Source organism: Pauljensenia sp. 20925_1_25 (genome assembly GCF_041433955.1).
In the GTDB taxonomy this organism is placed as follows: domain Bacteria; phylum Actinomycetota; class Actinomycetes; order Actinomycetales; family Actinomycetaceae; genus Pauljensenia.
The window spans coordinates 61,886-84,019 of sequence record NZ_JAPWCL010000011.1; the positions used below are offsets into that span (position 1 = coordinate 61,886).

Annotated in this window: 19 protein-coding genes, 1 tRNA gene and 1 other RNA gene; 7 read left to right on the forward strand and 14 right to left on the reverse strand. The window is 67.2% G+C overall.

Annotated elements, in window-relative coordinates; translation table 11 throughout:
* Positions 1-4: 4 nt before the first annotated feature.
* The 5 genes from narJ to moaA all read right to left on the reverse strand — a co-directional run bounded on the left by narJ (position 5) and on the right by moaA (position 8,722).
* The gene (gene narJ, locus O3932_RS06365; protein ID WP_371537047.1) at positions 5-694 is read right to left on the reverse strand and encodes a nitrate reductase molybdenum cofactor assembly chaperone; all 690 of its coding nucleotides are present in this window, start codon (positions 692-694) and stop codon (positions 5-7) included.
* On the reverse strand, positions 691-2,241 hold the full coding sequence (gene narH, locus O3932_RS06370) for a nitrate reductase subunit beta (protein ID WP_009648489.1): 1,551 nt from the start codon (positions 2,239-2,241) through the stop codon (positions 691-693). Before narH ends, narJ begins: the two co-directional genes overlap by 4 nt.
* Positions 2,241-6,011, reverse strand: a complete 3,771-nt coding sequence (locus O3932_RS06375) for a nitrate reductase subunit alpha (RefSeq protein ID WP_371537050.1) — start codon at positions 6,009-6,011, stop codon at positions 2,241-2,243. The genes narH and O3932_RS06375 overlap by 1 nt, the downstream gene beginning before the upstream one ends.
* A 69-nt stretch (positions 6,012-6,080) precedes the next feature.
* Positions 6,081-7,433: an MFS transporter gene (locus O3932_RS06380; RefSeq protein WP_371537052.1), complete on the reverse strand. Its 1,353-nt coding sequence runs from the start codon at positions 7,431-7,433 to the stop codon at positions 6,081-6,083.
* A 224-nt stretch (positions 7,434-7,657) separates the two neighbouring features.
* Positions 7,658-8,722, reverse strand: coding sequence for a GTP 3',8-cyclase MoaA (moaA, locus tag O3932_RS06385; RefSeq protein WP_371537054.1), 1,065 nt, complete (start codon positions 8,720-8,722; stop codon positions 7,658-7,660).
* Positions 8,723-8,891: 169 nt separating this feature from the next.
* On the opposite strand from moaA, the gene O3932_RS06390 reads away from it, so the two are divergent.
* The 3 genes from O3932_RS06390 (at position 8,892) to moaC (ending at position 12,125) form a co-directional block, all read left to right on the forward strand.
* Positions 8,892-9,932: a zinc-dependent alcohol dehydrogenase family protein gene (locus O3932_RS06390; RefSeq protein WP_371537057.1), complete on the forward strand. Its 1,041-nt coding sequence runs from the start codon at positions 8,892-8,894 to the stop codon at positions 9,930-9,932.
* Between the two features lie 310 nt (positions 9,933-10,242).
* Positions 10,243-11,532 (forward strand): gephyrin-like molybdotransferase Glp, encoded by a 1,290-nt coding sequence (glp, locus tag O3932_RS06395; protein WP_371537060.1) that lies wholly within the window; start codon positions 10,243-10,245, stop codon positions 11,530-11,532.
* 119 nt (positions 11,533-11,651) lie between these two features.
* Positions 11,652-12,125, forward strand: coding sequence for a cyclic pyranopterin monophosphate synthase MoaC (gene moaC, locus O3932_RS06400; protein ID WP_371537063.1), 474 nt, complete (start codon positions 11,652-11,654; stop codon positions 12,123-12,125).
* Positions 12,126-12,284: 159 nt separating this feature from the next.
* On the opposite strand, the gene O3932_RS06405 is transcribed toward moaC, so the two are convergent.
* Entirely contained in the window at positions 12,285-12,776 is a 492-nt protein-coding gene (locus tag O3932_RS06405) for a molybdenum cofactor biosynthesis protein B (RefSeq protein ID WP_009648501.1), read from the reverse strand.
* Between the two features lies 1 nt (position 12,777).
* Positions 12,778-14,136, reverse strand: a complete 1,359-nt coding sequence (tadA, locus tag O3932_RS06410) for a tRNA adenosine(34) deaminase TadA (RefSeq protein ID WP_371537067.1) — start codon at positions 14,134-14,136, stop codon at positions 12,778-12,780.
* A 182-nt stretch (positions 14,137-14,318) separates the two neighbouring features.
* Between tadA and upp the strand changes: the two genes are divergently transcribed.
* Together upp and O3932_RS06420 are read left to right on the forward strand one after the other, a co-directional pair.
* Positions 14,319-14,957, forward strand: a complete 639-nt coding sequence (gene upp / locus O3932_RS06415; RefSeq protein WP_009647279.1) for a uracil phosphoribosyltransferase — start codon at positions 14,319-14,321, stop codon at positions 14,955-14,957.
* A 230-nt stretch (positions 14,958-15,187) separates the two neighbouring features.
* Positions 15,188-15,742: a YagU family protein gene (locus O3932_RS06420; RefSeq protein ID WP_009647280.1), complete on the forward strand. Its 555-nt coding sequence runs from the start codon at positions 15,188-15,190 to the stop codon at positions 15,740-15,742.
* Positions 15,743-15,876: 134 nt separating this feature from the next.
* Here the strand turns inward: O3932_RS06420 and O3932_RS06425 are convergent, their stop codons facing one another.
* The 5 genes from O3932_RS06425 to O3932_RS06445 all read right to left on the reverse strand — a co-directional run bounded on the left by O3932_RS06425 (position 15,877) and on the right by O3932_RS06445 (position 19,554).
* On the reverse strand, positions 15,877-16,698 hold the full coding sequence (locus tag O3932_RS06425) for a MetQ/NlpA family ABC transporter substrate-binding protein (RefSeq protein ID WP_009648263.1): 822 nt from the start codon (positions 16,696-16,698) through the stop codon (positions 15,877-15,879).
* Between the two features lie 91 nt (positions 16,699-16,789).
* The gene (locus O3932_RS06430) at positions 16,790-17,536 is read right to left on the reverse strand and encodes a methionine ABC transporter permease (RefSeq protein WP_296502859.1); all 747 of its coding nucleotides are present in this window, start codon (positions 17,534-17,536) and stop codon (positions 16,790-16,792) included.
* The gene (locus O3932_RS06435) at positions 17,533-18,555 is read right to left on the reverse strand and encodes a methionine ABC transporter ATP-binding protein (RefSeq protein ID WP_371537071.1); all 1,023 of its coding nucleotides are present in this window, start codon (positions 18,553-18,555) and stop codon (positions 17,533-17,535) included. Before O3932_RS06435 ends, O3932_RS06430 begins: the two co-directional genes overlap by 4 nt.
* A 151-nt stretch (positions 18,556-18,706) precedes the next feature.
* Positions 18,707-19,078, reverse strand: a complete 372-nt coding sequence (locus O3932_RS06440; RefSeq protein WP_299240644.1) for a CrcB family protein — start codon at positions 19,076-19,078, stop codon at positions 18,707-18,709.
* Entirely contained in the window at positions 19,075-19,554 is a 480-nt protein-coding gene (locus O3932_RS06445) for a CrcB family protein (RefSeq protein WP_371537074.1), read from the reverse strand. The genes O3932_RS06440 and O3932_RS06445 overlap by 4 nt, the downstream gene beginning before the upstream one ends.
* Before the next feature lie 81 nt (positions 19,555-19,635).
* Here O3932_RS06445 and gluQRS point away from each other — a divergent pair, with 81 nt between their 5' ends.
* Entirely contained in the window at positions 19,636-20,550 is a 915-nt protein-coding gene (gene gluQRS / locus O3932_RS06450; RefSeq protein WP_371537077.1) for a tRNA glutamyl-Q(34) synthetase GluQRS, read from the forward strand.
* Positions 20,551-20,684: 134 nt separating this feature from the next.
* Here the strand turns inward: gluQRS and O3932_RS06455 are convergent.
* Together O3932_RS06455 and ffs are read right to left on the reverse strand one after the other, a co-directional pair.
* A tRNA-Arg gene (locus O3932_RS06455) sits at positions 20,685-20,757 on the reverse strand.
* Between the two features lie 118 nt (positions 20,758-20,875).
* Positions 20,876-20,971, reverse strand: an RNA gene (gene ffs, locus O3932_RS06460) — signal recognition particle sRNA small type.
* A gap of 210 nt (positions 20,972-21,181) precedes the next feature.
* Between ffs and O3932_RS06465 the strand changes: the two genes are divergently transcribed.
* Positions 21,182-21,745 carry a YbaK/EbsC family protein gene (locus O3932_RS06465; protein WP_371537080.1) on the forward strand — a complete coding sequence of 188 codons (564 nt, stop codon included), beginning with the start codon at positions 21,182-21,184 and terminating at the stop codon, positions 21,743-21,745.
* The last annotated feature ends 389 nt before the right edge of the window (positions 21,746-22,134 follow it).

The following is a 22,134-nucleotide window of genomic DNA, read 5'->3' on the forward strand; positions in this document are numbered from 1 at the left end:
AACGTTACCGTCCCATCGTTGTTTCGGAAGTCGGGGAGGGCGTGGCAGACAGATCGCCCACGCCCACCAGCTCGGTGGGCGGCCCCTGGCTAATGAGCTTACGGAAGCCCTCAATGGTCTTTTCGTCCGGCTCGGGCAGCGTCGCGACCAGCGCATCCAGCAGCGGCGCGTACGGGGAGTCCGCGGCGCGCAGCGCCGTGCGGATCACCTCGATGCCCTCGCGGTTCGAGCGCAGCAGGCCCTCGGCCGTACCCGTCTCGTCGAAGGCCGCGAACTCCAGGACCACGGGCAGGTGATCGGGCAGCTCCTCGCGGTCCATCTCGAAGCCGGCTCGGCGCAGGACCTCCTTAAACGCGAGAATTGCCTGGCCGCGTCCGCGGGTGTCGCCGTGCGTGTAGTACGTCAGGCCGAGCGCGCAGCGGCGGCGCTGGTCGAATGTCTCGACGTAGGTGGTCTGCATGGTACGCAGGCCCGCGGCGCGCGCGTAGCTCACGAACGAGGCCAGGGCCGACGAGGCCGGCTCCGGCAGGTCCGCCAGAGCCTCCTCGACGGCGTTCAGCTTGGTTTCGAAGTCATCCCCCGGGTAGTCCAGGAGGACCGAGACCGCCATGCGCACGCCGCGCGCGTCCTGCGGATCCATCTCCGTGTCCGGAGCGGCCGTAGGAATGCGCGGAATGCCGACGAAAGTACTCATCGAACGACCTCAAGGGGGAGCATCTGGCGTCCCTCCGGCGACGAGCCACCCATCGGGCGATTCGACGTGGCGGGGGCCAGGCCGTGGAAGGCCTCGACGTCGTAGGACACCGGGCAGCCCTCAAGCTCCTTGATGCCGCGCGGCATCTCGGGGTGGGCGGTCGGGATGACGAAGCGGTCGTCGTACTTGGCGATCGACAGCAGTCGGTACATCTCCTTGACCTTCTCAGGGGTCATGCCCACGGAGGCCGGGATCTCCTCGTTCGTCGGGTTGTCGACGAAGACGTCGCGCATGTAGGAACGCATCGCGGCGAGGCGACGCAGCGCCAGCTCCACGGGAGCCGTATCTCCGGCCGTGAACAGGCCGGCCAGGTACTCCAGCGGGATGCGCATCTGCGAGATGGCGGACAGCAGGACCTTGTGGTCCTCGCCGTCACTGCCGGACGCGGTCACCTGGTCGACGACCGGAGAGAGCGGCGGCACGTACCAGACCATCGGCAGGGTGCGGAACTCGGGGTGCAGCGGCAGGGCGACCTCGTACTCGGTGATGAGCTTCCAGATCGGGGACTGCTGGGCGGCCTTAATCCACGAGTGGGGAACGCCGTTGGCCTGGGCCTGGGCGACCACCTGCGGGTCGTTCGGGTCGAGCAGGATCTCGCGCTGGGCGCGGTACAGGTCACGCTCGTCCTCCTGGGACGCGGCCCAGGTGACGCGGTCCGCGTCGTAGAGCAGCACGCCCATGTAGCGCAGGCGGCCCACGCAGGTCTCCGAGCAGATGGTCGGCTGACCGACCTCGAGGCGCGGGTAGCACAGCGTGCACTTCTCGGCCTTGCCCGTGTTGTGGTTGAAGTAGACCTTCTTGTAGGGGCAGGCCGACACGCACATACGCCAGCCGCGGCACTGATCCTGGTCGACCAGGACGATGCCGTCCTCGGTGCGCTTATACATCGCGCCCGAGGGGCACGCCGACACGCAGGTCGGGTTCAGGCAGTGCTCGCAGATGCGAGGCAGGTAGAACATGTACGCGTCCTCGATGGTCTTCGCGACCTGGAGGTTCATCTGGTGCAGGACCGGGTCCTGATCCAGGGTCTCCATGGAGCCGCCGAGGTCATCGTCCCAGTTCGGGCCCCACTCGGGCTTGTCGATGTGCTCGCCCGTGATTGCGGACTTCGCGCGGGCCGTCGGGATCGCGCGGGAGTTCGCGGGCGCCTGGAGCAGCTTGTCGTACTCGTACGTCCACGGCTCGTAGTAGTCCTTCATGGTCGGCTGCGTCGGGTTCGCGAAGATCTTCGCGAGCGAGGCGACGCGTCCACCCTGACGGGGAACGAGGCGGCCCGTGGCGGTACGCTTCCAGCCGCCCTTCCACTTCTTCTGGTCCTCCCAGCCGCGGGGGTAGCCCACGCCGGGACGGGTTTCGACGTTGTTGAACCAGATGTACTCGGTGCCCTCACGGTTCGTCCACACCTGCTTACAGGTGACGGAACAGGTGTGGCAGCCGATGCACTTGTCGAGGTTCATCACCATCGCGATCTGAGCCATGACCTTCATCAGAACTGCACCTCCTGGGAGCGGCGGCGGATAACCGTGACTTCGTCGCGGTTATTGCCGGTGGGACCGTAGTAGTTGAACGCGTAGGCGAACTGCGCGTATCCGCCGGCCAGGTGGGTCGGCTTAATAAAGATTCGTGTCAGCGAGTTGTGCGTACCGCCGCGCTTGCCGGATTCCTCGTTCAGCGGGGTGTTGATCTGGCGATCCTGGGCGTGGTGCATGAACACCGTGCCCTCCGGGATGCGGTGGGAGACAACAGCGCGAGCCGACACGGTACCGTTACGGTTCTTCGCCTCGATCCACTCGTTGTCGCGCACGCCGATCTTCTCAGCGTCCTGCGGACTCATCCACACCGTCTGGCCACCACGACCCAGCGTCAGCATGTACGGGTTGTCGTAGTACTGGGAGTGGATGGCCCACTTGTTGTGGATCGTCAGGTAGCGCACCGCGACCTCGGCCTGGCCCGGCTGACCGGGACGGTGGTCGCCGACGGGGCGCTCACCGTAGATGTGCGCCAGGTCGAGCGGCGGACGGAAGATCGGCAGGGACTCGCCCATGTCCATCATCCAGTCGTGGTCGACGTAGAACTGCGGGCGACCCGTGAGCGTGTGCCACGGCTTGCGGCACTCGACGTTCTGCACGAAGGCGCTGTAGCGGCGGCCGCCGTGCTCGGAACCCGACCACTCGGGGCTGGTGATGACGCTGCGCGGCTGCAGGACGGTGTCCTGGTAGGTGATCTTCTTTTCCTCGTCACCCTCAGCCAGGAATGCCATGGGGTTACCGACGCGCTTTTCGAGCGTGCGGAAGCCCTGAACGGCCAGGGAGCCGTTCGTGGTGCCCGAGAAACGCATCGCCATGTTCGCCGCCTTGATTGCGGTGTCACACAGGGGCGCACCCTCTCCGGCGTTGCCGTCCATGGGGGCGCGGCCGTTGAGGTCGCCGAGTTCCTCGAAAGCCTCCTGGACGTTGAACGCAACGCCCTTGGCAGCCAGGCCAGCCTTTTCCAGGAGCGGGCCCATGCGGTCGAACTTGTAGCCGACCTGCGTGTAGTCACGCTCGATCGGAACCAGCTTCGGCATAGTCTTGCCGGGCGTCCACGTCTGCTCGGGAACGACGCCGCTCGCCATGGTCATGGCGTCCGGGGAGTCGTGACCCAGCGGGACCGCGACGACGTCCGTCTGCGTCCCCAGGTGGTCGGCGGCCAGGCGTCCCACGAGGTGTGCCAGCGTCTGGAACACCTCGAAGTCGGTGCGCGCCTCCCACGGCGGGTTCACGGCCTCGTCGAAGCAGTGCATGAAGGGGTGCATGTCCGTGGAGGACAGGTCGTGCTTCTCGTACCACGTGGCGGCGGGCAGCACGACGTCGGAGTGCAGCGTCGTCGACGTGTTACGGAAGTCCGCGACCCACATGAGGTCGAGCTTGCCGGGGTGCGCGTCGCGCCAGTTGACGGTCGCGGGACGGGAACCCTCGGGCAGCTCTTCCGCGTTGACCTCGTTGCCGGTACCCAGCATGTGGCGCAGGAAGAACTCGGTGCCCTTCGCGGACGAACCAAGCAGGTTCGTACGCCAGTTCGCGAGGATCTTCGGGACGTTGTGGTGAGCGTCCGGGTCCTCGATCGCGAACTGCAGGCGGCCCTCCCGCAGCTCCCGGGACACGTACTGCGCCGGGGCAATGCCCGCCTCGGCGGCCTCGCGACCCAGCTGGGTCGAACCCTTGGAGAACGTCGGGTAGCAGGGCATCCAGCCGCGCTGGACGGACTCGACGAGCGTATCGACCAGCTGCTTGCCGTCCAGGTGCGAGGACTTGATCGGGTTCGCCATGGCCGAAGCCGGGGCACCGTCGTAGCGCCACTGGTCGGTGGTCATGTAGTACCAGCCGGTGGAGATCATCTGGCGCGGCGGGCGCGCCCAGTCCAGGGCGAAGGTGAAGGAACCCCAGCCCATGATCGGGCGGACCTTCTCCTGACCCACGTAGTGGGCCCAGCCGCCACCGTTGCGGCCCTGGGTGCCACACATTTCCGTGAGCGCCAGGAACGTCCGGTACATCTGGTCGGAGTGGTAGTAGTGGTTCGTGCCGGCACCCATGAGGATCATGGAACGGCCCTGCGTCTCGACCGCGTTCTGCGCGAACTCGCGACCGATCTTGATGGCTGCTCCGGCGGGAACCGACGTGAACTCCTCCTGCCACGCGGGGGTGCCCGGCGTGGAGGCGTCCATGTAGTCGGTGGGCCACTGGCCCGGCAGACCCTCGCGCTCAACCGCGTAGTGAGCCAGCATGATGTCGTACACGGTCGTCACGAGGCGACCGTTGACGCGGCGCGCGGGGACGCCACGCAGGACGTAGCCGCCGCCGACCGAAGCCTGACCGTCGGCTGCCGGCAGGTCGAAGCGCGGCAGGGCGATCTCGACAGGCTCCCACTCGTTCGTGTCCATGATGGACAGGACCGGCTCGACGCCATCGAGGTTGAGGTTCCAGTGGCCGGCACCCTCCTCGCCGAAGCGATCAGCGAGCGTGCCGCCCGGGTCCTTGACCGTGCCGTCGGACTCGATGACGAGGGGACGGAACTCGTTGTTCTCGGTGCGCTCGGTCGTGCCTGCGGGCATCTTCGCGGCCGTGAGGAACTTGCCGGGGACCAGCGTCGTCGCCTCGATGCCCTCGTGGGCGCCCTCGCCGACCTCGCCGATCTCCACGAGGAACGGGCCGTCAGTGTAGCGCGTCATGTAATCGAGGAACATGGGTTCGCGCTTGCCGACGTGGAATTCCTTGAGGATGACGTGACCCATGGCCTGCGCCAGGGCACCGTCCGTGCCGGGCTGGACGCGCAACCAGTCGTCCGCAAACTTCGTGTTGTCCGCGAAGTCCGGGGACACGACGACGACCTTCTGGCCGTGGTAGCGGGCCTCGGCCATGAAGTGCGCGTCGGGGGTACGGGTCAGCGGCAGGTTCGTGCCCCACATGATGAGGTACTGAGAGTTGAACCAGTCGCCGGCCTCGGGCACGTCGGTCTGGTCACCGAACACCTGAGGCGAGGCCGGGGGCAGGTCCGCGTACCAGTCGTAGAAGGACAGCATGGTCGCGCCGATGAGTTCGTGGAAGCGGGCACCCGCGCCGTAGGAGATCATCGACATGGCGGGGATGACCGAGAAGCCGGCGATGCGGTCGGGACCGTACTGCTTGATCGTGTGCACGTAGGCGGCGGCGACGATCTCCATCGCCTCTTCCCAGGACACGCGGACCATGCCGCCGCGACCGCGCTGCGACTTGTAGGCGCGAGCCTTCTCCGGGTCCTCAACGACCGCGGCCCACGCGTCGACGGGATCCCCGAGGCGCTTCTTGGCCTCGCGGAACATGTCGAGGAGGACGCCGCGCACGTAGGGGTACTTGATGCGGGTCGGCGAGTACTCGTACCACGAGAACGCCGCGCCACGCGGGCAGCCGCGAGGCTCGTACTCGGGCATGTCAGCGCCGGTCGACGGATAGTCAGTCTGCTGGGTTTCCCAGGTGATGACGCCGTCCTTGACGTAGATCTTCCACGAGCAGGAGCCCGTGCAGTTCACGCCGTGGGTGGAGCGCACGATCTTGTCGTAGCTCCAGCGGTCGCGGTAGAAGGAGTCGCCGTCGCGGCCGCCCTCGAGGAAGAGCTGGCGCGCGTCGGCGGACGCCTTGCCGCGACGCAGCCACGAGCCGAGCGCAAACAGGGTCGCGCCGGTCGCGGGCTTGACCTCACCGCCGTAGGTCGGGAAGGTCATATCGGAATCGAGATTCGTCATGGGGTGCTCCTAAGAGTCGAGTGACGAGGCAGTGGCAGGTCCGGTCGGCACCGCGCAGTGCCGGGTGGATCAGCCGGGGAACGGGGCGTTCTTGCGCGCGTACATGACCCAGCACAGGACCGAGCACAGGGCGCAGAAGATGGCGCATCCGAGGAAGAAGGCCCAGGCGCCGCCGGTGCCGACCGCGGAGAGGGCGACGCCGACCAGGAAGGGGCCGAGGGATGCGATGGCGGAGGTGAAGCCGATGGCACCACCAGCCTGGCGGGCCGGCATGATCATCGGCATCTGCTTGAAGGTACCGGCGTTACCGAAGCCGGAGAACAGGAACATGGTGAGCATGAGCGCCATGAAGATGTAGAAGTCGGTCCAACCGGTGGGGTTGTAGAGGACCCAGGCGATACCGGCCAGGGTGATGGCCATGCCGACGCCGGAGATGAAGGTCCAGATGGCGCCGCCCATGCGGTCGCAGAAGATGCCCCAGGACATGCGGATGAGCGAGCCGATGAGGGGGCCAAGGAAGGCGAAGGTCGCGCCCAGGACCGGCAGAGCGAGGGAGGACTCGCGGCCGAACTGGTTGTTGATGAGCAAGCCGAAGACGGCGGAGAAGCCAGAGAACAGGCCGAAGGTCATGACGTAGAGGATGGTCATGTACCAGGTGTTGGGGTTGGAGAAGATGTCCAGCTGCTGCTTGATGTTGGCCTTGACGGGCACGTCGCGCAGCCAGATGAAGGCGAGGATCGCGGCGACGAGGCACCACGGAATGAAGAAGACCGCAGCGTTGTAGACCCAGATGTGCTCACCGGCGTGGTCGCCGGACACCTGCTGCTGCGGGGCCAGCCAGGTCATGCCGAAGAGTCCGAAGCCCATGAGGATGGGGCCGACCAGCTGAATAATGGACATGCCGAGGTTGCCGATGCCGCCCTGCAGGCCGAGCGCCGTGCCGGACAGACGCTTGGGGAAGAAGTAGCCGGTGGAGGGCATGTAGCCGGAGAATGCACCGCCGCCGACGCCACACATGAAGGCCAGGGTCAGCAGAACCCAGTAGGGGGTCGTGTTGTCCTGGACGACGTAGAACCAACCGGCCATAGGCAGGATGCACAGCAGGGAGGTGATGCCCACGAGCTTGCGGGTGCCGATGAGCGGGGGCAGGAACATGTAGATGAGGCGCAGGATGCCGGCCGCGAGGCCGGGCAGAGCGGTGAGCCAGTACAGCTGCGACTTGTCCAGATTGAAGCCGAGGAGCGTCAGCTTCGGCGCGATGGCGCTGGGCAGGAACCACACGCAGAAGGCCAGGATCAGCGAGTAGGTCGTGATCCACAGCGTGCGCCACGCGAGCTTCGAGTCCCACGTGGACTCATCGTTGGGGTTCCAGTCAGTGAGCAGGTAGCGGCTCTTTTTGGCCGCAGGTTCGGTCGCGCTCATGGCTCTCCTCATCCGTGAAGGGAAATCCGGGCGCGGGCACGCCTCGGACATTATTTAACACGGAGGCTACCAAGTGAAATAACAACCATCGCATCATCGTTTTGTAACCTGCATCACCCCTGTGACAACAAGGAAAAGTAGGGTTACCGCGCGGAATCCCCGGCCTACCAAGACTCCTATCAACCACCGTTACAAAACACCGGCGTTATCAAATTAGCGGGAGGTTACCCACCAATACGGCTCATGGTGCGCGACGGGCGCGCAAAAGCATCAGTGTTGAGGCCGTGCGCGGCCGGCTTGACCCACATGGCATCGGCCCATCGCGCGGCAATCTGCGTATCGGAGCCACCCCCGCGCAGCAGATCGCGCAGCGATGTTTCCTCCGTGGAAAACAGGCAGGAACGCACCATGCCATCCGACGTCAGGCGCGTGCGATCACAGGCATTGCAGAAAGGATCAGACACGGAGGCGATGACGCCGAGCCTCTTGGTCGGATCACCGTCAACGATCCAGCGCCCAGCCGGCGAGTGCGGATCCTCGCGCTGCGCGGGATCCAACGTGTGGCGAGTCCCCATGATGTGCAGAATCTCGTCCGCCGTCAGAATGCTCTGGCGATCCCAGGTGTCCACCGGACCAATCGGCATCTGCTCGATCACACGCAGCTCGATGCCCCGATCCAGGCAGTAGTCAACCAGGTCGGGCAGGTCGGCCTCGTTCATGCCACGCAGCACGAGGGTGTTGACCTTGATCGGACTCAGGCCCGCACGCGCGGCGGCCTCGATGCCCTCCAAGACGTCACCCAAGCGATCACGCCTCGTGATCGCCGCGTAGTGCTCACGGTCCAGCGAATCCAAGGAAATATTGACGCGGTCCAGACCCGCATCCCTCAATCCCTGGGCGCGCTTAGCCAGGCCCAGCGCATTCGTCGTCAGCGCCAGGTCAGGAGCCTGCCCTTCGTCGGTCCGAAGCTGGGAACACTCCGCGATAATCCCTTCGAGGCCTCGGCGCAACAGCGGTTCGCCGCCCGTGAATCGAACCTGACGGATACCCAGCCGCTCGACACCGATGCGCACGATGCGCACAACCTCCGCGTCGGTCAGCGTTTCCTCAGTGGGCAGCCAGTCCAAACCCTCGGGGGGCATGCAGTACGAGCAGCGCAGATTACAGCGATCCGTCAAGGAAACGCGCAGGTCACGGGCCACTCGACCGAAGGTGTCGACGAGCCGCAGCGGCGCCTCACATGCGGCCGCGTGTGCCACCTGATCGGCGGATACAAACTCGACAGACATGGCGACACCCTACCGCTTTTTACCCGGTCTTCGCCCTTCGAAATAGGTCACGTCGCCCCGAAACTGCCCCCGACCTCGTCGCCTGAGAGAAAACGAACAGTGGACAGCTCATACGAAAACACCGCCGCCAGGATAGCGTGAGTGCACGAGAACCCGAGCGAGGAGCACCATGCGCGCCGTCGTCATGCACGAACCCGGCAACGTCACCGTCGAAGAGACGCCGATGCCCACCATCCTGGAACCCACGGACGCCATCATCAAGCTGGCCGCCACGTGCATCTGCGGATCAGACCTGTGGCCCTACCGCGGTGCCCAGCCCGTCCACGAGCAGTACATGGGCCACGAGTACGTCGGCACCGTCGTCGAGGTCGGATCCGCCGTCACCACCGTGCGCCCCGGCGATTTCGTCGTCGGTTCCTTCTGTATCTCCTGCGGCGAATGCCTCATCTGCCGTACCGGCTACCCCTCGCGCTGCGCGACCGCGGCCGCCCAGGGCGACGCTTTCGTTGGCATGCGCGCCGGCGGCACACAGGCCGAGTACGCCCGCATCGCCCTCGCAGACGGCACGCTCGTCAAGACACCCGGCACGCCCACGCGCGAGCAGATCCCCTCACTCCTGGCAGCTTCCGACGTGCTCGGCACCGGCTGGTTCGCCGCCGACGAGGCCGGGGCAGGTCCCGGCACAACCATCGTCGTCGTGGGTGACGGCGCAGTGGGCCTGGGCGCAATCATCGGTGCCCGCCAGCTGGGTGCCTCCCGCATCATCGCCATGTCGCGTCACGCGGACCGACAGGCACTGGCCTACGAGTTCGGCGCGACCGACATCGTGGAGGAGCGCGGCGAGGAAGGCATCGCCCGCGTGAAGGCACTGACCGGCGGCCTGGGGGCCGATGGCGTCGTGGAGGCCGTCGGCAACGAAGCATCGTTCGACCAGGCGCTGGGCTGCGTGCGCCCCGGTGGGCACCTGTCCTTCGTGGGCGTTCCCCACGGCGTCTCCCTCGACATGAGCCGCATGTTCGCCGCCGAGGTGCATATGTTCGGCGGACCCGCGCCCGTACGCAAGTACCTGCCGACCCTCATCAATCTGATCATTCGCGATGTCATTAACCCAGGTGCCGTCTTCGACATGGTCCTGCCCCTCGACCAGGCCGCCGAGGGCTACGCCGCCATGGACGAGCGCCGCGCCACGAAGGTTTTGCTGACCATCTGACGCTGCGCGCGTTACAGGCGCTGCTGGCGTGCCTAGCCTTGCTGGTGCTGCGGCCCTGATCCGCACGCAAACCCGCTATTCCGAGTCCCGGCCCCCTGATCCGCACGCAAACCCGCTATTCCGAACGTGGGCACCCCCGCCCACATGCGGATCAGGGGGTTTGCGTGCGGGACAGCGGGCTAATGGGTGGAATAGCGAGTTCCCGTACCTCAACCGCCCCAGCTCAGCCACGGCCTCGACCGCTACCAGCGACAGCCCGCCCGGCCCGCAGCGGCCCGCCAACGGCCACCCGCGCCCGTACACTGGTGTCATGCATGATCCGACGCTGTCCACGATGGAGCACCGCGACCTGATTGAGGCGCTGGCGCTCAGCCGCCTCCTGCCGCACGACACGCTGTCGGCTGAGGAGTGCCTGGGCCGTCGACTGGCCACCGACCTCCACTCGCTGATCCCCCTGCCGCCGTTCACGAACTCGGCGATGGACGGCTTCGCCCTGCGCCGCGAGGATCTGGCGGGCGAAGGCCCGTGGTCGCTGCCGGTCGTGGCTGACATCCCGGCGGGCGATACGCGCGAGCACCGCCTCGAGGCCGGTCAGGCGATGCGTATCATGACGGGCGCTCCCCTCCCCCAGGGCGCGGACACGGTCGTCAAGGTTGAGCACACGGACCACGCGGCCGGGGTTGCTCAGGCCCCCGCTTCCGTGGAGATTCGTGTCGCCCCGAAGCTGGGCGCGAACGTACGCGTCAAGGGTGAGGCCCTCGAAGCGGGTTCCCCGGTCCTCGAGGCGGGCTGCCTCCTGGATGGGACTGCGCTGGCGGCCGCGATTTCGGTGGGCCACGGGACCCTCGCGGTCCTGCCGCGCCCTCGCGTCCTCGTGGTGACGACGGGAACGGAACTCAGGCGCGCGGGCGAGGCACTGGAACGCGGCCAGATCCCCGACTCGAACGGCATCCTGCTGCGCGGCCTGGTGGAGGACGCGGGCGGGCGGGTTGTCGCCAACCTGCGCACGGGTGACACGCCGGAGGAGCTGCGCCGCGCCCTCGACGAGGCGCCCGACGCTGACCTGGTGATCACCGCGGGCGGTATTTCGGCGGGTGCCTACGAGGTGGTACGCCTGACGCTGGGCACGGACGCGGGCTTCCATCATGTCGCCCAGCAGCCGGGCGGCCCGCAGGGCGTGGGGGCGACGCCGGTGGGCACACGCGGCCGCGAGACTCCGGTCATTTGTCTGCCTGGCAATCCGGTGTCGGTGTTCACGACGTTCCACATGTATGTGGCGGGTGCGCTGGCGGTCATGTCGGGCCTCGTGCGCCCCGAGCGCGGCGCGACCGTCCCCTCCGCCGTCGTGGCCCGCGCGCGCGTGGGGTGGGAGTCGCCGGAGGGCAAGACTCAGTTCATCCCGGTTCGTTTCGTCGACGAGGCTGGGACCTGTTCCGGGGACGAGGCCGGGGTCCGTTGGGTGGAGCCCGTGCACCCCCTGGGATCGAAGTCGCACCTGGTGGCGTCCCTGGCGCACGCGCAGGGTATTGGCGTGGTGGCCCCGGAGTTCGGCGAGGTCGTGGCTGGCCAGGAGCTGGCCGTCGTCGCGCTGGTGGGTTGACGCGGCAGGCGACGAAGGGGCTACAGTCCCACAACGTGCGTGCTCCGATTGCCCCGCAATCGACGACGCACAACCCGCAATCTACATCTGGCAGTTGTCGCCATCGTGAAAGGAAACCTGTGAAGTTTACGCATTTGAACGACGAGGGTGCCGCCTACATGGTGGACGTGACCGCGAAGAGTCCAACGGTGCGCCAGGCGAGCGCCGTGTGCCGCGTGGATTGTTCCCCCGAGGTCATGCAGGCGCTGCGCGACGGTACTGTCCCGAAGGGTGACGTGCTGGCGGTGGCTCGTGTGGCCGGTATTTCCGCGGCGAAGCGCGTCCCGGAGCTGCTGCCCCTCGCGCACACGATTGGCGTGCACGGCTGCGCGGTGGACCTGAGCTTGGAGGACGATCACGTGGCGATCCGCGCGACCGTGCGTACGGCTGATCGAACGGGCGTGGAGATGGAGGCGTTGACCTCAGTGACGGTCGCGGCTCTCGCGATCGTGGACATGGTCAAGGGCGTGGATCGCTCCGCCCGCATCGCCGAGGCAAAGATCGTCGCGAAGTCGGGTGGCCGCAGCGGCGACTGGGTACGCCCGGAGGACTGATCGCTGGATTCTCACCGACGAGGCGTGGGCCGCCCGGGGCGTTCGCGCTCGCCGGGCGGTCGCCTCGTACGAGGGGCGTGCGGTTACGATCCCGCGCGGGCGCGGGTTCACGCACGCGCGAATTCCCCGCACGCGAAGAAGTACGTGGAAGGGGTGCGCTCACGCGCGCGGGTGGTCTCCGCCGGCGAGCTGGTCGATGATGTGGGCGACGAGCGGCCCGATGACAGCAACGGCATCGGTGACGCCGCCGCGGGAGCCGGGGGCGTTGACGACGAGCGCGCCCTCGTCAGATCGCGCCGTGACGCCGACGAGGCCTCGTGACAGGGCGGCTGAGGCGACGTTTTCTTCGCCGCGGCGTCGGATAGCGTCGGCGAGGCCGTCGATGCGGGTGGCCAGGAGAGGCTCGGTGGCCTCGGGGGTGACGTCGCGAGGAGAGAGGCCGGTGCCGCCGGTCGTGAATACGAGGCGTGCGCCGGATGCGGCTGCGGACGTGATCGCGGCGCGGATGGCCTCGGCCTCGTCGGGGATGACGGTGACGGAGGCTTCCACGCCGTGCTCCGCGAGAAGGCGTGCGGCGAGGGGGCCGGAGAGGTCTTCAGCGGTGCCCGCGTGGCACCGGTCGGAGACAGTGATGACGCGCGCGGGGATCATGTCAGTGTCGGGCACTGCCGTCGCGGCGTGAGGAGCGGCGCGCGCGGATCCCGGAGATGACGGCGTCAACGTCGCTGAATTGGCGCGACGCGAGCTCGTAGTCGACGCGGCGTGCCTCTGGTTCGAAGGCCTGTGGCAGGGGGCGCTGCGTGCGCGTGGCGCTGCGCTGCTGGGCGCGCTGGGGGAACTGCGGCGGCGCGGGCGGCATGGATTCGGCGACGACCTCGACGACCGGGGATGGGGGTTCGGGCAGGGCCGCGGCGTCGGGTCGCTTGGGCTGGGCGGGCGTGTAGGTCCCGGAGGGCGCGACCGCGGTAGGGCGCACGTGCACGGGGCGGATCTTGGGCACGGACTTGGTGATGGGGCCGCGCGTGGCCTGGGGTGCCACGGCGGGCATGACGGGGGCGGCGCTGCGGTAGGGCGGCTGCGTCGTGGCGGCGGCAGAGGCGGCTGCGGCGGCGCTGCGGTAGGGCGGCTGCGTCGTGGCGGCGGCAGCGGAGGCTGCGACTGCGGCTGCTGCGGCTGCTGCTGCAGCGGAGGCCGCGGCTGCGGCGGCTGCCTCGCCTGCGGCGATGTCGGCAGGAGTGTCGCCGTTGCCGGAGACGCGCTCGGAGAAGGGGCGACCGGCGCGGCGCGGGAACGGTGAAGCCGCGACTGCACGGCGGCCGGTGGCCGCGGGGGAAAGGACGGCGACGGGCGCGCTCGGGTAGACCGTGGCCTGCTTGTCGGAGTTCTTCGGGGACGAGGCCGGGGCGGGCTCGTTGGCGCGCGTGTCCCTGGCGCGGACCGGGGCAGGGACGGACTTGTTGGCGCGCGCATCCTCAGCGGGAGGTAGGGCGGGGGCCGGGGCAGGCAGGTCGCCGGGCTCGTGGACGGGGGCCTCAACGACGGGCATTTCGTTGGCGGCGCGCTGTCCGAGGAAGAAGGAGCGCAGCTGCATGGCTGCTTCCTGGGCGAGGACACCGCCGATGACCTCGGTCGGGTGGGGCATACGGGCGTCGCGTAAGACGTCACGCAGGGAGCCGGCGGCACCGGCCTTGGGGTCCCAGGCACCGAAGACGACGCGGTCGACGCGCGAGGCCAGGATGGCTCCCGCGCACATGGTGCAGGGTTCGAGAGTAACGATGAGGGTGCAACCGGTCAGGCGCCATGTGCCCAGGGCGCGGGCTGCTTCGCGCAGGGCGACGATCTCGGCGTGGCCCGTGGGATCGTGATGAGCCTCGCGGCAGTTCCACCCTCGACCGATGATGTGTCCGTCGGCGTCGACGACGACGGCACCGACGGGGACGTCTCCCGTTTCGCGGGCGCGATTGGCCAAGAAAAGGGCTTTGCCCATGGCTTCGCGATACTGCTCATTCACTGACACCCTATTAGCTTACCGGCCAAATCATCATTGAGGTAACCGGAGGTCGGGATCTCTGTGGGGCACGAGTGGCCCCTGAGTTTGACAGATGGTCAGCACCTGCTGCGCGCGGGCAGCCACGGCCTCGTGCCCGAAGCACCGGGGTGCGCACGCACACGCGTACGAGGTAGCCTATAACCATGCGCCTCCACGTAGCTAATCACCCCCTGATCGCTCACAAGCTCACTGTTCTACGCGATCGCAACACGCCATCGGCGACGTTCCGCCAGCTCGTTGACGAGCTGGTCACTCTGCTCGCCTACGAGGCGACCCGCGAGGTCGCCGTGTCCGATACCCCAATCGAGACCCCCGTTGCGCCGACCACCGGCCTGACGCTGTCGGAGCCTCGTCCGATCGTCGTGCCTGTTCTGCGTGCTGGCCTGGGTATGCTCGAGGGCATGACCCGCCTGCTGCCCACCGCCGAGGTTGGTTTCCTGGGCATGCGTCGCGACGATAACACCCTCGAGATCGAGACCTACGCGAACCGTCTGCCGGACGACCTGTCGGGTCGCCAGTGTTTCGTGCTCGATCCGATGCTGGCCACGGGCCACACGATGGTCGCGGCGACGAACTACCTGTTCGAGCGCGGCGCGAAGGATGTTACCTGCGTGTGCATCCTGGCTGCCCCCGAGGGTGTCGCGACGCTCGAGGCCGCGATTGGTGATCGCGCCGACGTCAACGTCGTCGTCGCCGCTGTCGACGAGTGTCTCAACGATAAGTCTTACATCGTGCCCGGCTTGGGCGACGCGGGTGACCGCCTGTACGGGATCGTCGACTGACAAGGCGCGCGTCGGCCACCATTCAAGCCGATACGATTGGCCAACAACTCCGGGTGGGGGGAGGGACTTGGGTCCCTCCCCCACCCGCATAATTCCGAGGTATCCCCTCCAAAAATCCGACCAGATTGGCTAGTTTTTGGGTGTTGTCGCAGGTGACGCACGACTGTGACCTTGAGCGCTAAGTCACCAAAGCCCTCGAAACTTCAACAATCACATCGGATGCTTGACATATGGCACTAATTCAGACCAATCCGAAGCGCCGCCGCTACGGCGTCGCAGCGCTCGCAGGTGTTCTCGGCGGCATCGTCTCCGCCATCGTAAAGTTCGGCTGGGAGGTGCCGCTACCTCCGCGCACGCCCGTCCGCAACGCGACCAACCCGCCGCAGCAGCTGCTCCAGCAGCTGGGCGTCCCGGAGAGCGTCACCCACCTGTCCTACACCTACAACGGCAACGAGGGACTCCCCTGGGTCTCCTTCATCGTCCACTTCGCCTTCTCGATCGGCTTCGCGGTCATCTACTGCGTGCTGGCCGAACGCTTCCCCCAGATCAAGCTCTGGCAGGGCGCGGCCTTCGGAATTGTCGTCTACGTGGGATTCCACGTCATCCTTATGCCACTGATGGGCACCGTCCCGGCACCCTGGAACCAGCCCTTCGCGGAACATTTCTCCGAGTTCTTCGGCCACATCATCTGGCTATGGGTCATCGAAGTCTTCCGCCGTGACCTGCGCAATCGCATCACGCACGAGCCGGACGCCGAGTTCCCGCTCGACACGCGCACCAAGTGAAGTACTTATAACAAACGGGTGGGCCCCGGAACCGTGAGGTTCCGGGGCCCACCCGTTAACGCCACGACCACGCGCGGTATTCGCTGGACGGTCCACCCGCCGCACGCGCACCACTGCGTGCCCCGGCCTCGTTCTCAGAACGCCGGGATAACCGAGCCGTCGGGCCAGGTCTGCTCAATGTACTGCTTGACCTCGGGAGAGTGCAGGAGCTCCTCGAGCTTGGCGATGGCCTCGGCCTTGTTCGACCCGTTCTTCCACACGAGGACGTTCACGGCCGGGTTATCGACCGGAGACTCCACAACGAGCGCGTCAGAGGAGATGGACTTGCCGCCCTCCTGGGCGAAGTTGCCGTTGATGACCGCGTAGTCGAAGTCATCGAGCGAGCGAACCAGCTGCGGACCCTCAACCTCACGGAAATCGAAGTTCTTCAGCTTGGTGACGGTGTTGATGTTGACGTCGCCGTCACCCTCAGGGATGGACACGAGGCCCTGCGTGGCCAGGAGCTGAAGCGCACGCGACTGGTTGGAGGTGTCCGAGATGATGCCGATCGTGCCGCCATCGGGCAGCTCGTCGAGCGACTGGTGCTTGTTGGAGAAGATACCGAGCGGCTCCAGGTGGATGCCCGCTCCCGCCTCGAAGTCGTAGCCGGCCTGCTTCTCCGCGTTCTCCAGGTAGGGGACGGTCTGGTAGAAGTTAGCGTCGAGTTCGCCGTCGTTGAGGGCCGTATTGGGCTGGACGTAGTCGGTGTACTCGACGACCTCGAGCTTAATACCCGCATCCGCGGCCAGGTTGTCGTTGATGTAGTTCAGGATCTTCGCGTGCGGCGAGGGAGTTGCGCCGACCTTCAGGGTGTTGACGTCGGAGGGTGTGGAGGAGGTGGAGCCGCCGGAACAGGCCGCCAGGCCCAGGGAGGCAACGGCCGCCAGCGCGAGGGCCGCGACAGAGCGATGACGCATGACGCTTCTCTTTTCTGTGTTCTTCGATGGGATGGGACGAGGCCGGGGTGGCCCCAGGTGGATGAGATGGTGTCCGCGGTTTCTCAGCTTCTCAGCGCGCGCGGTGGTCGAGACGACGCGAGATGAAGTCGCCGATCAGCTGGATGACCTGGACGATCACGATGATCGCGACGACGGTTGAGATCATGACGTCGTCCTGCCACCGGTTGTAGCCGTAGTTGATGGCCATCTGGCCCAGGCCGCCGCCGCCGACGGCACCCGCCATCGCGGAGTAGCCGATGAGGGTGATCGCCAGGGTCGTGATCGACTGGACGAGGGCGGGCATGGCCTCGCGGATGAGGACACCCCAGCGGATCTGGCGGTTCGAGGCACCCATCATCTGGGCGGCCTCGACTTTGCCGGGGTCAACGGCCAGGAGGTTCGTCTCCACGAGTCGGGCGAAGAAGGGCGCGGAGAGGATGACGAGGGGCACGACGGTGGCCAGCGATCCCGTGGACTTGCCGACGATCGCCTTCGTGACCGGAATCAGCATGATGATGCCGATGATGAAGGGCAAGGAGCGCACGATGTTGACGACGAAGGACACGGCCTGGTAGACGCCCTTATTGGGGGTCAGGCCGCCCTTGCCGGTCTGGACCAGGAGGAGGCCCAGCAGCGTGCCGATGATGACCGCGAAGAGCGTGGACAGGCCCGTCATCATGAGGGTTTCAAGGATCGCGGGGACAAACTTTTGGGTCAGTGCAGGGTTGTCGAACCACGTCGGGTCGCCCTTGCCTGTGGGCACGAGCGCCTGCGCGGCGGCCTGCGCGGTCGCACTCGCGAGATGTGCGGTGATCATTGGTCCCTCACTTCCGCGTGGACGTTGTTCTTACGCAGCTGCTCGATGATCTTGTCAGCGTGGTAGGCGGGGACGGTCAGGGCCAGGCGGCCGACCTGCACGGATCCGAGGGATTCGAAGGTTCCCGCGGTCACGTCCGCGCCCATGGACGAGGCGAGGTGCAGCACGGTCGCACCCGTGGGCACGCCCGGGTGCGAGGTGAAGACGACGTCGAGGAGGACGCTGTTCTTCGTGTGGCCGTCAAGGGTGGCAGCACCCTCGGCGGTCGACTCCGATTCAACGAGCGGCATGGGAACCAGCTCGCGAGCAAGCGGGGTCCCCGGGTCGGCGACGACCTCTTCGAGGGTGCCTGTCTGCAGGACCTTGCCGTGGCCGAGAAGAGTCACGGAGTCGCAGATCTCTCGCACGACGGACATCTCGTGGGTGATGATGACGACGGTGACGCCGGCGACATCGCGGATCTCGCGCAGCAGCGAGAGGACCTGCGCGGTGGACTCGGTGTCAAGTGCGCTGGTCGGCTCGTCGCACAGGAGCACGGCGGGTTCATCGGCCAGGGCGCGGGCGATACCGACGCGCTGACGCTGACCGCCGGACAGCTGGGATGGATAGGAGTCGCCGCGGCCCTCAAGGCCGACGAGCGCGAGGAGTTCCTCGACGCGCGCGCGGCGCTGTGCAGCGGGGATGCCCGCCAGCTTGAGGGGGTAGCCGATGTTCTCGGCGGCGGTGCGCGCGTCCAGAAGGTTCGCGGCCTGGAACACCATGCCGATACGGCGACGCGCGGCGCGTAGCGGCTTACCGGATAGGGCGGCCAGGTCGTGGCCGTCGACGACGATGTGTCCCTCGGTGGGCTTCTCGAGGGCTGTCAAACACCGGATGAGGGTGGACTTGCCCGCGCCGGATCGACCGACGATGCCGTGGATCGAGCCGCGGTCAACGTGCAGGTTCACCCCATCGAGTGCGACGACTTGGCCGCCGTTTTTCACGGGGTAGACCTTGGACACCCCGGTGAGGTCAATCATGAGCTTCTCCGTTACTGGGCCGTTTGGCCCGCACAATCAGCATATGGGGGCGTTGTACAGGCGCGCGCGGCATGCCGTTACAAAACTCCGTATCGTGGTTAAACCCTCACTGATCGGCCCACATAGTGGCTGTAGTTACGCAGAAAACTCCCTATCCGGCGCAAGCAATGCCCGCGAGGGCCGCCGCCCACGAGGCCGCCCACGTTCCCAGCGCGAGGGCCAGTGCTCGGCCCCGGAAGCCGTCACCCCACAGGGTCACCGCGTCCAGGAGCGCCGTCGAAAACGTCGTGAAACCACCCAGAAAACCCGTGGACACAGCGGGCATGAGCGCGCCCGGCACCAACTGGGTAGCCGCGCCAGCCAGGAAGCAGCCGATCACGTTCACGACGAAGATACCGAGCTTCGCGGCCGCTGGGTCACCCCAAGCGTCCAGTATCTTTTGCACGCCCCGGTCCAGCCAGAAGCGGGCGCACGCGCCCACACCACCCGCCAGGGCCACACCCAGGAACGTCCCTCCCGTCATGCTCGGTCCTCCTCGTCATTGACGGATGCCGCGGAGACCGTTGAGGCCTCTGACAGTCCGCACAGCCACTCCCCCACGCGTACACCCGCCCACGCGGAGGCTGCACCCAGCGCGAGGAGACCAAGGGACTGAGAGACGGCCTCGACAATTCCATTGAGCGACGCGTAGCCAACCGACGCGACGATGTACGTCCCGTACGTCGTGAACGCGCCCGCAAAACCGGTGCCGATCAGGAGCTTCCACGTCTTGAGCGACACCGGATCGCCCACGCCGCGCGCCAGGCGTCCCACCACCCACGCGGAGAGCGCGCCCAGCAGGAACGCGCCCACCACATTAACCGTCAGCGTCGACCACGACAGGAAGAGGCCACGCACGGGAGACGCCTTCGCGACCTCATCCAGTCCCGCGCGTGCAGCCGTCCCAGCGACCCCGCCCACGAAGACCGCCAACCAGTCGGGCACTCGAAATCTCGTCATGTCCCCCACTGTACGCCCGTCGAGCTACCCGCCCGGGGAGGCGGATCCCGGGAGGCGGCCACGGCCTCGTACACTGGGCGCATGACGAACACCGGACGATTCGCGCCCTCCCCCACGGGCGACTTCCACCTGGGCAACCTGCGCACCGCGATCCTCGCGTGGGCGTGGGCGCGCACAACCGGGCGGCGTTTTGTCCTGCGTATCGAGGACATCGACCGGGAACGCGCGGGGTCCGCTCAGCGTCAGATCGAGGACCTGGAGGCGATCGGCGTCGACTGGGATGGCGAGCCGCTCATCCAGACGGCTCGGGCCGGTGCGCACGAGGCCGCCCTGGCGTCGCTGGACGCGCGCGGCCTCATCTTCGAGTGCTACTGCACCCGCCGCGACATCCGCGAGGCCGCCTCCGCACCGCACGTGCCGCCCGGCCACTACCCGGGGACGTGCCTGTCGTTGAGCGAATCAGAGCGCGACGCGAAGCGCGCAGCTCTGGCCGCATTGGGGCGCAAGCCCGCGCTGCGACTGGCCGCCCCCTCACCCGAGTGGACTGTGTTCGACGAGCTGCACGGCTCCTACACCGGACCCGTCGACCACTTCGTCGTGCGCCGCGCGGACGGCGTGCCCGCGTACAACCTGGCGGCCGTCGTCGACGACGCCTACCAGGGGGTCGACCAGGTCGTGCGCGGCTTCGACCTGCTCTCCCAGGCACCCGCGCAGGCCCAGCTCGCGCACCTGCTGGGCGCTCCCGAGCCGACCTACGCGCACGTGCCCCTCGCGCTCGCGCCCTCAGGGGCGCGCCTGGCCAAGCGCGACGGCGCGGTCACTCTCTCGAATTTACGAGGCCTGGGCTGGTCCACCGCGGACGTCGTGACCTTCATTGGGTCTTCCCTGGGAGTGCCCGGGGCGCGTTGCGCCTCCGATATCGCAGATGCGCTGGGGATTGAGGGGCTGCGTGCGCTGCCGACCGAGCCGTGGGTCGTGACGCCGCCAAGCGCGTGACGCGTCGCAGCGCGCTATCCCACCGGTCACGACTGTCGCCGCAGTGTTCGGCGGATATAGAAAAAGCACCCCCACAGGAGTGCTTTCTAAAATGCAGAACCCCCACCGGTGGATCGCACCGAGGGGGGCCGCTGCGCGCCCGAAGGGACTCGAACCCCCAACCTTCTGAACCGTAATCAGATGCTCTATCCATTGAGCTACGGGCGCTTTGCCGTTTGGCTGAGCATAAGCTTACACGCTTCTCGCCGAGATGCAAAATCAAATGATATGGCTTGAAGCACACTCTAGTTTTGCATCCTGTGGCCGACCGAAAACGAGCAGCATATACAGAGATCCTCCGCGCACCCGGCAGCGCACCCTTATCCTTGCTGCATTCCTGCCCTGGGGAGGTTCGGATGATACCGTCACGCGGAGGACCGGCCACCAGCATACACGTTTTCCGCCCCCGCGCGCAGCCGCTCCGCCACAAACACACACAAGCGCGCGACATCATGGCAGAATCAGCCACCCTCAGGACGCCGCCGACTCGAGATCACACGCCCACCTGGCATTCACGTAGCCTCGCTGTCACGTCGACTCACGCAGCGACCCCCGACCGCGCGGCTGCGACGCGCGTCTTACGCTGGGAGGCATGAGCGACATCATCATTCCCGGCGTCGGCTCGCTGCAGCCGGTGCCCGCCTTGGATCATCTGGACCTGCTCGCGCCTCCGGTCGCGCGCGCACTCACCGCACTGGCCGAGCGCGGGGTTGCCACGGCCTCGTCGGCCCTCGTCGTCGCGATTGACCCGGAGTTGGCGGACACGGAGGTCATGACCCGCGAGTTCGGCATGGACCTGGCGCTGTCGTCGAACTGCATCCTGGTGGCGGGCAAGCGCGTCGGCGAGGAACGGATCGCGGCGTGCGTCGTGCGCGCGACGACGAACGCGGACGTCAATCACGTCGTGAGGAAGCGCCTCGACGTGCGCAAGGCGCGCTTCTGGCCGCAGGACCGCGCCGTCGAGGCGTCGGGCATGGAATACGGCGGGATCACGCCGGTGGGCGTGCCGAGTTCATGGCGGCTCCTCATCGATTCGGCGTGCGCGTCGGGCTGGAGCTGCATCGGCTCGGGCCTACGGCGTTCGAAGCTCTTCGTGACGGGCGAGGTCCTTGCCGCGCTCCCGGGAGCGGAGATCGTCGAGGGTCTCGGGGTCTAAGCGCGTCGGGTCGAGGCCTGGGGTCCACTCCACTCTCCCCGCCGTTTCACGCACGTTTCACGGGGGACGAGGCTGGGGCGCGGCAAGGCAATAGCCGCACGATTGATGCCCGCCAGGGAACCCCCAAGGCCTGGCAGCAGTGCCCGCGGGCGGCGGCAAGGCCTGGCCGCTCACAGCAATAAGCGCCGCCCGATTGGAGGCCGCCGCGAGGCCTGCGGGGCCTGGCCAGTGCACACAGCACGACAACCGCCGCCGGTGTGACGGGCGCCGGAGGGTCCGGAGGGCACGGGCGGGCTTCGAGATCGACCACTCCGAGCGAAGCTCGCGTGTGGCGATCTCGCGGGCGGCCGGGCCCGAAGGCGCCCGGGAACACCAGCAGCGCCACAAGC

What these genes read in the sequence shown, in the direction of transcription:
- narJ (WP_371537047.1), bottom strand. Translation starts at nt 694, where the DNA reads ATGAGTACTTTCGTCGGCATTCCGCGCATTCCTACGGCCGCTCCGGAC.
- narH (WP_009648489.1), bottom strand. Translation starts at nt 2,241, where the DNA reads ATGAAGGTCATGGCTCAGATCGCGATGGTGATGAACCTCGACAAGTGC.
- O3932_RS06375 (WP_371537050.1), bottom strand. Translation starts at nt 6,011, where the DNA reads ATGACGAATCTCGATTCCGATATGACCTTCCCGACCTACGGCGGTGAG.
- O3932_RS06380 (WP_371537052.1), bottom strand. Translation starts at nt 7,433, where the DNA reads ATGAGCGCGACCGAACCTGCGGCCAAAAAGAGCCGCTACCTGCTCACT.
- moaA (WP_371537054.1), bottom strand. Translation starts at nt 8,722, where the DNA reads ATGTCTGTCGAGTTTGTATCCGCCGATCAGGTGGCACACGCGGCCGCA.
- O3932_RS06390 (WP_371537057.1), top strand. Translation starts at nt 8,892, where the DNA reads ATGCGCGCCGTCGTCATGCACGAACCCGGCAACGTCACCGTCGAAGAG.
- glp (WP_371537060.1), top strand. Translation starts at nt 10,243, where the DNA reads ATGCATGATCCGACGCTGTCCACGATGGAGCACCGCGACCTGATTGAG.
- O3932_RS06405 (WP_009648501.1), bottom strand. Translation starts at nt 12,776, where the DNA reads ATGATCCCCGCGCGCGTCATCACTGTCTCCGACCGGTGCCACGCGGGC.
- upp (WP_009647279.1), top strand. Translation starts at nt 14,319, where the DNA reads ATGCGCCTCCACGTAGCTAATCACCCCCTGATCGCTCACAAGCTCACT.
- O3932_RS06420 (WP_009647280.1), top strand. Translation starts at nt 15,188, where the DNA reads ATGGCACTAATTCAGACCAATCCGAAGCGCCGCCGCTACGGCGTCGCA.
- O3932_RS06425 (WP_009648263.1), bottom strand. Translation starts at nt 16,698, where the DNA reads ATGCGTCATCGCTCTGTCGCGGCCCTCGCGCTGGCGGCCGTTGCCTCC.
- O3932_RS06430 (WP_296502859.1), bottom strand. Translation starts at nt 17,536, where the DNA reads ATGATCACCGCACATCTCGCGAGTGCGACCGCGCAGGCCGCCGCGCAG.
- O3932_RS06435 (WP_371537071.1), bottom strand. Translation starts at nt 18,555, where the DNA reads ATGATTGACCTCACCGGGGTGTCCAAGGTCTACCCCGTGAAAAACGGC.
- O3932_RS06440 (WP_299240644.1), bottom strand. Translation starts at nt 19,078, where the DNA reads ATGACGGGAGGGACGTTCCTGGGTGTGGCCCTGGCGGGTGGTGTGGGC.
- O3932_RS06445 (WP_371537074.1), bottom strand. Translation starts at nt 19,554, where the DNA reads ATGACGAGATTTCGAGTGCCCGACTGGTTGGCGGTCTTCGTGGGCGGG.
- gluQRS (WP_371537077.1), top strand. Translation starts at nt 19,636, where the DNA reads ATGACGAACACCGGACGATTCGCGCCCTCCCCCACGGGCGACTTCCAC.
- O3932_RS06465 (WP_371537080.1), top strand. Translation starts at nt 21,182, where the DNA reads ATGAGCGACATCATCATTCCCGGCGTCGGCTCGCTGCAGCCGGTGCCC.